Genomic DNA, 10,626 nt, shown 5'->3' with positions numbered 1-10,626 from the left:
TCGCCCGCGAGCGTGAGCGGCAGCAGCGCGGTGCGCGTGTCGACCGGCCGCCCGGCGCTGCTCGCATCGGCCGGCAAAGTCACGTCCGCGAGGCCGCCCGTCGCCAGCAGGTGCGGATCGTCGAACAGGTCCTGCGGCCTGGTGATCGGTGCATACGGCAGGCCGATCGACTCGAAGATCGCGCCGATCTCCGCGGCCGAATGCGGCGCGAGCCGCGCGCGCAGTTCGGGCAGCAGCCACTCGCGCGCCTGCACGCGCAGGTTGTTGGTCGCGAGGCGCGCATCGTCCTTCAGCGCAGCCAGCCCGAACGCATCGCAGAACAACGCCCACTGCGTATCCGACACGACCGCGAGAAAGATCTGCTCGCCGTCCTTCACGGAGAACACGTCGTAGACGGCCCACGCGGAAATCCGGCTCGGCATCGGCGATGCGGCCTGCCCCGTCACCGCGAACTGCATCATGTGCTGCGCCACGAGGAACACGTTGTTTTCGAACAGCGAACTCTGCACCTGCTGGCCGCGGCCGGTGCGCTCGCGCTGCGCGAGCGCGGCCATCGCGCCGATCGCGCCGAACATGCCGCCCATGATGTCGTTCACGCTCGCGCCCGCGCGCAGCGGCCGCCCCTCCGGGCCGGTCATGTATGCGAGGCCGCCCATCATCTGCACCACCTCGTCGAGCGCGGTGCGATGCTCGTACGGCCCCGGCAGGAAACCCTTGTGCGACACGTACACGATGCGCGGATTCAGCGAGTGCAGCGCCGGATAACCGAGGCCGAGCCGGTCCATCGTGCCGCTCTTGAAGTTCTCGCTGAACACGTCCGCCGTCGCGACGAGCCGCAGCACGATCTCGAGCCCGCGCGGATCCTTCACGTCGACCGCGAGGCTCTTCTTGTTGCGGTTGAACATCCCGAAGAATCCCGCGCCCGAACCGCGCAGCGCGCGCGTGCTGTCGCCGGCGATCGGTTCGATCTTGATGACTTCCGCGCCGAGATCCGCGAGCAGCATCCCGCAGGTCGGGCCCATCACCATGTGCGTCATCTCGATCACGCGGACGCCGGCGTACGGCAGCATCGAAGCGGGTTGGCGGCCGTTCATTGCGCGACTCCCGCCAGGCATCCTTCCGGTTGTGGCGCGGCTGGAGAACGGCCGTCCGCGTAACGGAAGCCCTTCGGCAAACCGGCGTCCGGCACATGGCCGTACAACGCCTCGGCCGGCAGCGCCGCGTGCAGGATCGCGCGCGCGGCGAGCAGGGCGTCGACGTCGATACCCGTGTCGAATCCCGCCGATTCGAGCAGGAACACGAGATCCTCGGTAACGATGTTGCCGGTCGCACCCGGCGCATACGGACAACCGCCGAGGCCGCCCTGGCTCGCATCGATCGTCGTCACGCCCGCGTCGAGCGCCGCGACGACGTTGGCGAGCCCCTGCCCGCGCGTATTGTGGAAATGCGCGCCGCCCGCCTTGTCGCCGACTTCCCGGCGCAGCCGGGCAAACAGCCGGCGCACCTGCGCCGGGTTCGCATAGCCGCTCGTGTCGGACAGCCCGATCTCGTCGACCCCGCATTCGGCCATCGCCACCGCCATCGCGATCGTCTCGTCGTCGCTGACGGCGCCCGCGATCGTGCAGCCGAACGCGACCGACACGCCCGCCTCGATCTGCACCGACGGGAACCGCGCATCGCGCAGCGCGACGATCGCGCGCACCTCGTCGATCATCTGCGCGGGCGTCTTGCGGATATTCGCCAGCGAATGCGCCTCCGTCACCGATACCGGCAGCGTCAGCTTGTGCACGCCTGCTTCGAATGCGCCCTCGGCGCCGCGCAGGTTCGGCGCGAGCGCGGCGACATGCAGCCCCGGAATCGCCCGCGCATGCGCAACGACTTCGCGCACGTCGGCCATCTGCGGCAACAGCCTCGCCGGCACGAACGACCCGACCTCGATCTCGCGCAAGCCGGCCGCGGCCAGCGCCGTGATCCAGCGCAGCTTGCCGGCCGTCGGCATCACGGCCCGGATGCTCTGCAGGCCGTCGCGCGGCCCGACCTCGCTGACCAGTACCTTCGGATATTCGGAAACGCTCATTTGACACTCCATCGTTCTATCTGAAAGAACATCGTTCTGTTTGATAGAACTCTAAGCGTACGTCGAACGCGCTGTAAGCGGGGTATACCCGTGAAATTGCGATTTTCTGGAACTTGAGTTCTGTCAGGCAGAACGATATAGTCGACCGATCATCCTCTGAAGGAAGCAGGCAGTGCCTACGACTCACACCGATCACGCCGGCAGCAAGCCCGATTCGCCGGCCGAAGAAGCGTCCAGCGGCGTCGCCGTCCTCGATCGCGCGTTCGCGATCCTCCGCGCCTTCGGGCAGACCGACGACCGGCTGTCGCTCGCGGAGCTGTCGCGCCGCACCGGGCTGTACAAGAGCACGATCCTGCGCCTGCTCGCCGCGCTCGAGCATGGTGGCTTCATGCGCAAGCTCGACGACGGCCAGTACGCGATCGGGCACGAGCCGCTGCGGCTCGCCGCGCTGTACCAGCGTTCGTTCCGGGTCGGCCCGGTGGTCGAGCCGCTGCTCGAAACGCTCAGCCGCGAACTCGGCGAAACGGCATCGTTCTACGTGCGCCAGGGCGACATGCGCTCGGTGCTGTACCGGGTCGAGCCCGCCCGCGCGGTGCGCGTGTCGATTCGTGTCGGCGAGGAATTTCCGGTTCGCCAGGGCGCGTCCGGGAAAGTGCTGCTGGCGTTCACCGACACGCAGGATGCGCAATGGCACGACGTGCGCGAACGACTCTGGGCCGCGTCGTACGGCGAGCGCGACCCCGAGACGGCTTCGGCGTCCGTACCCGTGTTCGATGCGGCCGGCGAGTGTGTCGGCGCGCTGACCGTGTCGGGCCCGAAATCGCGGCTCGCCGCCGCACCGGCCATGGCGGCAGCGCTCGCGATGCTGCTGCCGCTCGCGCAGAAGGCGACCGTGGCGCTCGGCGGCGCAGGCGCGCGCTACGATGCGGCGGCCGTACGTGACAGCCTCGCGCAGTTCGCGCCGGCAGCAGGCCACGGCGACACGGCGTCATGACCGGCGGCGCGCGCCCCGCCACGCAACAGCGCTGCAGCAACAACGCAAAGGGCAGCCGCGTGCGACACTGGCCGCCGATGCATGCATCGCGCGCCGCCTGCGGGCGTGCCGCGCATGCCACCGCCAACCGGACACCCATGAGGGCAGCCACCATGAACGCCGCGCGCACCGCCATCTGGTATTTCGATTTCGTGTCGCCATTCGCCTACCTGCAGCAGGAACAATTCGACCGGTTGCCGGCCGCCGCCGCGTTCGAGCCGCGGCCCATCGTGCTCGGCGCACTGCTCTCACACTGGGGCCAGAAAGCGCCGGCCGAGATCGCGGCGAAACGCGTCTTCACCTATCGCCACGCGCAATATCGCGCGGACAAGCTCGGCATTGCGTTCCGGATGCCGCCCGCGCACCCGTTCAATCCGATCAGGCCGCTGCGTCTCGCGATCGCGATGGGCAGTTCGCCCGACGCGATCCGCCGGATCTTCCGGCATATCTGGCGCGACGGCCAGGACGTGTCGACGCCGGAAGGCTTCGCCGCACTGTGCGAAGCCGTCGGCTTCCCGGAAGGCGTGACGGCCGTCGAAGCCCAGCCGGTCAAGGACGCGCTGCGCGCGAACACCGACGATGCGATCGCGCACGGCGTATTCGGCGTGCCGACCTTCGAACTCGACGGCGACCTGTTCTGGGGAGAGGATGCGACCGACATGTTCGCCGACTGCGCGACGTCGCGCGCGTGGCTCGATTCGCCCGAAGTGCGCCGCATCAGCGCACTGCCCGAAGGCATCCGGCGCGGCTGACGGCGCCGCGGCCGCCCGGCGCTCACGGCACGAATCCGGCGCCGCCGAATTTCCGCACCGCACGCACATGGCGGGCAGGCCCACAGGGCTTGCCCGCCTTTTCTTTTATTTTCGATCGGCGCACGCATGACGCCGCGCGGCCCGGCAGATTCGCGCGCATCCGGCGCGAGAACCGCTCATCCGGTGCAAGATCCAGACCGGCCCGCGCGACTGTCCAGTTCTACCGATTATTTTTCCGATGGCCGCGCGCATCGACGCGGAAATATCGGACGATTCCGATCCCCCCGCCACACGGCGCCCGCCCATCCGGCCCCATCGCACAGCCCCGTTTCATCAGGGGATTCCCGGTATTTTTTCGCATTTTCTTCGAAATAACGGGTGACATACTTGCCCCCCGTTGCGCTCCGGTGCGAGCGCGCTTCCAGATCCGGCCGGCCGCGCGCGATGCATCGGGCGTCCGCCGGGATCGCACGACATGAACAATTTCGATACCACGATCCAGACCTTCCTCACCCACATCACGTTCGGACCGCTGATGAATCACGCGATCCGCGTGATCGCGGGCCTGTACACGTTCAAGGGCTTCGTGCTCATTCCCGTGCTGTGCTGGCTGTGGTTCCAGCCGGGCCCGAACCGCGAGCGGCAGCGCGAGCTGGTCGTCGCGACGATCGCGAGCGGGCTCATTGCGCTCGCGTTCGGCCGGCTGCTCGCCCAGGTGCTGCCGTTCCGCGTGCGGCCGATCTACAACCCCGAACTGCACCTGCACTTCCCGTCGGCAGGCCTGCGCGCGGCCACGCTGCAGGCATGGAGTTCGTTTCCCAGCGATCACGCGATGCTGTGGATGGCGATCGCCACCGGCATCTTCATCATCGCGCGCCGCGTCGGCGTGCTCGCGCTGCTGTATGCGGTCGTGTTCATCTGCGTGCCGCGCGCCTATCTCGGCTTCCACTACCCGACCGACCTGATCGCCGGCGCCGCGATCGGCATCGCGATCGCATGGCTGCTGACGCGCGACGCGATCCGCTCGCGCTTCGCGCCGCAGGTGCTGGCGACGATCCGGCGCTTCCCCGCGCCGGCCTATACGCTCGCGTTCCTGCTGTGCTTCGAGCTGATCACGCAGTTCGACGAACTGCTGACGCTCGCGCAGTCGGCCACCCGCACGATGTAACGGGGGACGCCGCGATGCTGCCGCTGCTTTCGTTCCGTCGCCCCGGCACGCGCTGCCGGCCATGCGCGGCGTCGGCGCGCCGCGCGACGCCCGCGCCGTTCAGTCGCGATCGGGCGCGCCCAGCGGAAAGAACGGGCGATACGGCCGCGCCTCGTCGACCGCGCGCGCAAACGACGGCCGCGCCAGCAGACGCTTGCGATACGCGATCACGTTCGCGAACGACGGATCGATCCGGTGCGTCCAGTCCGCATAGAACAGGAACGGCGCTGCGCCGCAGTCGGCGAGGCTGAAGCGGTCGCCGGCCGCCCATTCGCGATCGGCCATCTTCCTGTCCAGCCACGCATACGACGTGTCGAGCATCGCGCGCGCATCGGCGACACCGCGCGCATCGCGCTCGGCTTCCGGCCGCAGCGCATCGAACACGACCTTCTGCTGCGGCGTCGACACGTAGTTGTCGAAGAAACGATCCATCGTGCGCACCTCGAGCGCCGCGTGCGGATCGTCGGGCAGCAGCCGCACGGGGCCCGGATGGTTCAGGCCGAGGTACTCGATGATGATGGACGCCTCGATCACGGTGCGGCCGGCGTCGACCAGCACCGGAAAGCGCTTCAGCGGCCACAGCGCGGCCAGTTCCTGCATCGGCTTCGGATCGTCGTGCGCGAGCACGCGATACGCGAACGGCGTGCCGTTCTCGTACAGCGCGGTCAGCACCTTCTGGCAGTAGGACGAAAAGGGATGGGCGTAAAGCGTCGGTATCATCGTGCGGTCTCTCCGGGTTTCGGCGCCGCGTCGTGCGGCGCCACGTGATCGGATACCTTGACGACGAACGGCACCCGGCCGTTTCGACAGCGGTCCGGAATTTTTTGTCGTGCGACTTGTGCCGTTACGACCGGCCGTCCATCACGACGCGCCCCTCGGCACGCCAGCGCAGCATCCCGCCGCCGAGATTGGCGACCGTGTCGAAGCCGGCTTTCAGCAGGATCACGGTCGCCTGCGCGGATCGCCCGCCGGCCCGGCACACGGTCACGACCGGCCGGTCGCGCGCGATCTCGCCGGCACGCGCGGCCAGTTCGCCGAGCGGAATCGGCATCGCGCCGGGCAGGTGACCGAGCGGGCCCGTGAATTCGTCCGGCTCGCGCACGTCGACCACCTGCACCGCCTGCAAATGATCCTCGAGCCATTGCGGATCGATTTCCCAGAACCCGGCGAACGTATAGACGAGCGGCGCCCAGTCGGGTGCCGCCTGCGCATCGGGCGCGTTCGCGGCGACGCCGCATTGAAGGTTCGCCGGCACCGCGACATCGATCTGGCGCGGGTGCGCGAGCCCGAGGTTGCGCATGTAGCCCGCGAAATCGTCTTCGCTCAGATCGCCGCCGAGGCGCGGATTGAAGCGCCGCTCCTCGCCGACGCTCGTCACCGTGAGCCCGCGATAGTCGTGCGCCGGATACAGCAGGCACGCGGCCGGCAGCGTGAAAAGCCGGCCGTGCACCGCGCGATACAGCGCGCGCGGGTCGCCCTGCTGGAAGTCGGTGCGGCCGGTGCCGCGGATCAGCAGGCAATCGCCGGTGAACGCCATCGATTCGTCGTCGAGCACGAGGCTGATGCAGCCGCTCGTGTGGCCGGGCGTCGCGCGCACGGTCAGGTAGCGCGCGCCGAACGCACAGCGGTCGCCGTCGTTCAGATAACGATCGGCGCCCTGCGCGCCGCTCGCGGCCGAGATCGCGATCGTGCTGCCCGTGCGCTGCTTCAGCAGCCACGCGCCCGTCACGTGATCGGCATGCACGTGCGTGTCGACGGTCGCGACGAGCCGCAGCCCGAGCTCGTCGAGCAGTGCCGCGTCGCGGCGCACCTGCTCGAACACCGGATCGATCAGCAGCGCTTCGCGCGACGCGCGGTCGGCGAGCAGGTACGTATACGTCGACGATTGCGGGTCGAAGAGTTGCCGGAAGATCATCGCGAAATCGCTCCGTCGCTGGTTGATGCGCATTGTCCGGCCCGCGCCGCCGCTGTCGCCGCGGCCGCCGCGCGGGCCGCCCCGTCGTGGTCCTGCACTGCCGGCATCCGGCCGGCACGGCGCGTCAGCCCGGCTGCGTCACGTAACGCAGGTACGGCTTCAGCGTCCGGAAGCCCTGCGGATACTTCTGCTTCGCCGCATCGTCCGACACCGACGTCGGAATGATGACATCGTCGCCGGGCCGCCAGTTGACCGGCGTCGCCACCGTATGCTGCGCGTTGAGCTGCAACGCGTCGAGCAGGCGCAGCACCTCGTCGAAATTGCGTCCCGCGCTCATCGGATAAACGAGCATCGCCTTGACCTTCTTGTCCGGCCCGATGACGAACACCGAGCGCACGGTCGCGTTGTCGACCGCCGTGCGCGGGCCGCCGCTCGCGTTCGGATGAATCATGTCGTACAGCTTCGCGACCTTCAGCTCGTCGTCGCCGATCAGCGGATAGTTGACCGCGTGACCCTGCGTCTCGGCGATATCCGCCACCCACTTCCGGTGATCGCTGACCGGATCGATCGACAGCCCGATGATCTTCGTGTTGCGCTTGTCGAATTCCGGCTTGAGCCCGGCCATGTAGCCGAGTTCGGTCGTGCATACCGGCGTGAAATCCTTCGGATGGGAAAACAGGATCGCCCAATGGTCGCCGATCCATTCATGAAAGCGGATCGTTCCCTCGGTGGTCTCCGCGGTGAAATCGGGCGCGTCCTCGCCTAGTCGAATCGACATGTTCGTCTCCGTCAAATGGGAATCGTCACGACGCCCGCGCCGCGGCTTGCGCGCGACGCGCGATCGTCCGCGCGCGGAGTGCAGGCATGGCACATGCCCGGGTTCCGCGCGTTCATATAGCCTAGTTCAAAATGCGCGCACCACCGGGATGCGGTGTGCGGTGTGCGTCATGCCTTGGCCGATTCCGACGACCAATGCGGCACGGCAGCACGATGCGCCGCAACCGGGCGCGCGCGCGGGCTGCCTTACACTAGCGGCTCCTCTCGTCTTACGTTCACAGGAATGCCGCCGACATGTCGATGACGATCGATCCTAAGCAGGCCGCCGCACTGCTGGCCGTCGCCGACACGGGCAGCTTCGAGCAGGCGGCCGTGCGCCTGCACGTGACCGCATCAGCGGTCACACAGCGGGTCCGCGCACTGGAAGCGAGCCTCGGCACGCCGCTCGTGCTGCGCACGCGGCCGTGCCGCCCGACGGTGGCCGGGCAGCGCGTGCTGCAGCACCTGCGCCGCGTCGCGCTGCTGCAGGCCGACCTGCAAAGCACGCTCGCGACCGAGCGCGAATCGCCGATCTCGGTCACGATCGCGCTCAATTCCGACAGCCTCGGCACGTGGTTTCTCCCGGCACTGACGTCCGTACTCACCGGCGAGCGCATCCTGTTCGAGCTGATCGTCGAAGACCAGGACCACACGTTCGCGCTGCTCGAAAGCGGGATGGCGGTGGGCTGCGTGACGACCGAGCCGAAGCCGATGCGCGGCTGCCTCGCGACGCCGCTCGGCACGATGCGCTACCGGCTGCTCGCGGCCGCCGCGTTCGCGGTGCGCTGGTTCCCGCGCGGGCTGAACCGCACGAGCGCGCGCAAGGCGCCCGTCGTCGCGTACTCGCGGCGCGATACGCTGCAGTCGTCGTTCCTGAAGGAGAAGTTCGGGCTGCCCGAGGGCGCCTACCCGTGCCACTACGTGCCGGGCACCCATTCGCACTTCGCGGCGGTGCGGCACGGGCTCGGCTACGCGATGGTGCCGGAGCCGCTGATCGGCGCCGCACCGCTCGACGCGCAGGGGCTCGTCGATCTCGCGCCCGCGCATCCGACCGACGTCACGCTGTACTGGCACGCGTGGACCGTGCAGTCGCCGACGATGGCGTCGTTGTCCGAACGCGTCGTCGAGGCGGCGCGCCGGCTGCTCGCGCCGCTGCCGTGACGCGCGGGTGATCGACACCGCCACGGCGGTGCATGGCGCGCGGCGCGGTACGCATTGCGGCGAGAAACCCTGCCGCGCCGCCTATACTTTTTCCATCGGCCTCGCGAACGCGCCGCGCGGCCGATCACGCACATCCGGCCGTTCCCTTTCCCGCAAGGAGAACATCATGTCCCGCCGCTATATCGATTGCCGCGAGTTTCCCAGCGCGACGCATTGCTCGGTCGCGATTTCCGCCGACTCCGACAACGAACTGCTGGAGGCCGCCGTGCAACACGCGGTGCTGGTGCACCAGCACACCGACAGCGCCGAACTGCGCACGCAACTGAAAGCGCTGTTCCGCGACGGCACGCCACCCGCCGACGTACCCCGGCAAGCGTAATCCGCCGGCTCGCCCGATATCGACAGACGGGTTGCCCCGTCGCCCCCGTCGCCCCCGTCGCCTCTTCGCTCCCTGCTTCGCGCCACCTCGTGCCGGCTCTCCCGCCGGCCGGCGCATTCCCCGTTACGCGCGGCGCTGCGCGAAATACGCGCCGACCGCGTCGACGAAGGTATCGATGTCCGCGCGCGACACGTCGCAGTGCGTGACGAAGCGCGACGCGTACAGCATCTGCGTGAGGATCCCGCGTTCCTTGAGCCACGCCTCGAGCGGCGCGCAATCGGCTTCGGGGAATTGCGCGAACACCATGTTCGTCGCGTGCGACAGCACCTTCACCGCGTCGATGCGCGCGAGGCCCGCCGCGAGATGCGCGGCGTTCGCGTGATCGTCCGCGAGCCGCTCGACGTTGTGGTCGAGCGCATACAGGCACGCGGCCGCGAGAATGCCCGACTGCCGCATCGCGCCGCCGAGCACCTTGCGCCAGCGCTGCGCGCGCTCGATCAGCACGCGGTTGCCGACCAGCACCGAGCCGACCGGTGTACCGAGCCCTTTCGAGAAGCAGATCGACACGGTGTCGAACGGCGCGCACAGCTCGGCGATCGAACGGCCCGACGCGACGGCGGCGTTGCACACGCGCGCGCCGTCGAGATGCAGCGCCAACCCGCGGCTGCGCGCGAACGCGGTGGCTTCCTGGACATAGCCTTCCGGCAAGACCTGGCCGCCGATCGTGTTTTCGAGCGCGAGCAGGCGCGTGCGGGCAAAGTGATTGTCGATCGGCTTGATCGCCGCGGCGATCTTCGCGAGCGGCAGCGTGCCGTCCGGCGCGTTCTCGATCGGCTGCGGCTGGATGCTGCCCAGCACGGCCGCACCGCCGCCTTCGTACTTGTAGGTGTGCGCGAGCTGGCCGACGATGTACTCGTCGCCGCGTTCGCAATGGGCCATCAGCGCGGCGAGGTTGCTCTGCGTGCCGCTCGGGAAGAACAGGCCGGCTTCCTTGCCGGCCCGCTCGGCCATCACCGCCTGCAGGCGCAGCACGGTCGGGTCGTCACCCCATACGTCGTCGCCGACTTCGGCGGCAGTCATCGCGGCCAGCATTGCCTGGCTCGGACGTGTCACGGTATCGCTGCGTAAATCGATCATCGCTGAGTCCTGGGTAAACGCGGACCGGAACCGATGCGCCCGGCCCTGCCGAAACGAGACTCAGAGTGTACGCAATTCACGCAGCGTGTGTGTGCCGACGGCCGACGGTCGACGCGAGCACGGCGCACCGGCACGCGATGCGGCACGCC

The 10,626-nt window shown here is 68.7% G+C and carries 11 protein-coding genes; 5 read left to right on the top strand and 6 right to left on the bottom strand.

The features are described from left to right. Both DPV74_RS34360 and DPV74_RS34355 read right to left on the bottom strand, forming a co-directional pair. On the bottom strand, nt 1-1,094 hold a 1,094-nt coding region (locus DPV74_RS34360; protein ID WP_162923217.1), incomplete at its 3' end, for a CaiB/BaiF CoA-transferase family protein. Beyond that, nucleotides 1,091-2,077 carry a hydroxymethylglutaryl-CoA lyase gene (locus DPV74_RS34355; RefSeq protein ID WP_119338810.1) on the bottom strand — a complete coding sequence of 329 codons (987 nt, stop codon included), beginning with the start codon at nt 2,075-2,077 and terminating at the stop codon, nt 1,091-1,093. The genes DPV74_RS34355 and DPV74_RS34360, both read right to left, overlap by 4 nt. 172 nt (nt 2,078-2,249) lie before the next feature. On the opposite strand from DPV74_RS34355, the gene DPV74_RS34350 reads away from it, so the two are divergent. The 3 genes from DPV74_RS34350 to DPV74_RS34340 all read left to right on the top strand — a co-directional run bounded on the left by DPV74_RS34350 (nt 2,250) and on the right by DPV74_RS34340 (nt 5,030). Further along, nucleotides 2,250-3,071: an IclR family transcriptional regulator gene (locus DPV74_RS34350; RefSeq protein ID WP_119338809.1), complete on the top strand. Its 822-nt coding sequence runs from the start codon at nt 2,250-2,252 to the stop codon at nt 3,069-3,071. Between the two features lie 152 nt (nt 3,072-3,223). Continuing rightward, nucleotides 3,224-3,862, top strand: coding sequence for a 2-hydroxychromene-2-carboxylate isomerase (locus tag DPV74_RS34345; RefSeq protein ID WP_119338811.1), 639 nt, complete (start codon nt 3,224-3,226; stop codon nt 3,860-3,862). A gap of 475 nt (nt 3,863-4,337) precedes the next feature. Then, nucleotides 4,338-5,030, top strand: coding sequence for a phosphatase PAP2 family protein (locus DPV74_RS34340; RefSeq protein ID WP_021164300.1), 693 nt, complete (start codon nt 4,338-4,340; stop codon nt 5,028-5,030). A 99-nt stretch (nt 5,031-5,129) separates the two neighbouring features. On the opposite strand, the gene DPV74_RS34335 is transcribed toward DPV74_RS34340, so the two are convergent. The 3 genes from DPV74_RS34335 to DPV74_RS34325 form a co-directional block, all read right to left on the bottom strand. Further along, nucleotides 5,130-5,789, bottom strand: a complete 660-nt coding sequence (locus tag DPV74_RS34335) for a glutathione S-transferase family protein (RefSeq protein ID WP_021164299.1) — start codon at nt 5,787-5,789, stop codon at nt 5,130-5,132. A 124-nt stretch (nt 5,790-5,913) separates the two neighbouring features. Further along, nucleotides 5,914-6,984: a rhodanese-like domain-containing protein gene (locus DPV74_RS34330; protein WP_027790374.1), complete on the bottom strand. Its 1,071-nt coding sequence runs from the start codon at nt 6,982-6,984 to the stop codon at nt 5,914-5,916. Nucleotides 6,985-7,108: 124 nt separating this feature from the next. Further along, the gene (locus DPV74_RS34325) at nt 7,109-7,762 is read right to left on the bottom strand and encodes a peroxiredoxin (protein WP_027790373.1); all 654 of its coding nucleotides are present in this window, start codon (nt 7,760-7,762) and stop codon (nt 7,109-7,111) included. 293 nt (nt 7,763-8,055) lie between these two features. On the opposite strand from DPV74_RS34325, the gene DPV74_RS34320 reads away from it, so the two are divergent. After that, entirely contained in the window at nt 8,056-8,961 is a 906-nt protein-coding gene (locus tag DPV74_RS34320) for an HTH-type transcriptional regulator ArgP (RefSeq protein ID WP_119338808.1), read from the top strand. A 166-nt stretch (nt 8,962-9,127) separates the two neighbouring features. Then, a complete protein-coding gene (locus tag DPV74_RS34315; protein ID WP_119338807.1) occupies nt 9,128-9,340 on the top strand; it encodes a DUF1059 domain-containing protein in 213 nt (70 codons plus the stop codon). Between the two features lie 123 nt (nt 9,341-9,463). Here the strand turns inward: DPV74_RS34315 and ltaE are convergent, their stop codons facing one another. Then, a complete protein-coding gene (gene ltaE, locus DPV74_RS34310; protein WP_027790371.1) occupies nt 9,464-10,477 on the bottom strand; it encodes a low-specificity L-threonine aldolase in 1,014 nt (337 codons plus the stop codon). Nucleotides 10,478-10,626 lie beyond the last annotated feature (149 nt).

This window comes from Burkholderia sp. HAN2018, assembly GCF_024704855.1.
In the GTDB taxonomy this organism is placed as follows: Bacteria; Pseudomonadota; Gammaproteobacteria; order Burkholderiales; family Burkholderiaceae; genus Burkholderia; species Burkholderia cepacia.
Note: the sequence above shows the minus strand (reverse complement) of the source record. Positions and strands in the feature narration are given on the sequence as shown.